Annotated in this window: 1 protein-coding gene; it reads left to right on the top strand. The window is 58.3% G+C overall.

What is annotated here, in order from left to right; translation table 11 throughout:
- The first annotated feature begins 111 nt into the window (after nucleotides 1–111).
- On the top strand, nucleotides 112–540 hold the full coding sequence (locus ACP7DD_RS26605) for a TonB-dependent receptor domain-containing protein (protein WP_426178415.1): 429 nt from the start codon (nucleotides 112–114) through the stop codon (nucleotides 538–540).
- Nucleotides 541–653 lie beyond the last annotated feature (113 nt).

Raw genomic sequence — 653 nt, 5'->3', positions numbered from 1 at the left:
GAACCATTACGCTGGCTCAGCGAAACACTCGAAAAACTGCCCAGCTGCCCGAACAGCAAGATCGACTCCTTGCTACCGTTTGCACAGTCTACCCAGTCCTAAACCGCATTCATAGGTGGATGGGCTGGACGCTTACGCTACACCAACATCGATTCGGTGACGAAGGCCGAAAGCATCAATGCGCTGCGAAGAAACCGTTTCGCGCTCGACCAGAGCACGTTCGCGCTGTACGGCTCGTACCAGATGCGGCTGAACGAATCGTGGGGCGTGCTGGGCGGCGCGCGTGCCGAGTACACCGGCATGGAAGTGGCCCAGCTGACCAGCGCGCTGGTCTCCGACAACAACTACCTGAACGTCATTCCCAGCTTTTTCGTCACCTGCAAGGCTTCCGACCAGACCACCGTGCGCCTGAGCTACGCGCACCGCATCCGCCGGCCCGGCGCCAACGACCTCAATCCGTTCGTCGTCTACCGCGACGAATTTAACGTCTTTTCGGGCAACCCGGGGCGAATAGGAAAAACGGAAAAAATCGGGCGCTAACAGGCTGTTGAAAAATCCCGCCGCCCTGTCAACGGGACGGCGGGGGTATACGTTGTGTAATGAGAACAACTTTCCCCTTCGAAACTATGCGCAAGACCGACGTCACCCAGCAC

The organism is Massilia sp. TWR1-2-2, from assembly GCF_049897565.1.
GTDB lineage: Bacteria > Pseudomonadota > Gammaproteobacteria > Burkholderiales > Burkholderiaceae_D > JAFCUW01.
The sequence above is the reverse complement of the archived record's forward strand: the minus strand, read 5'-3'. Positions and strand labels throughout refer to the sequence as shown.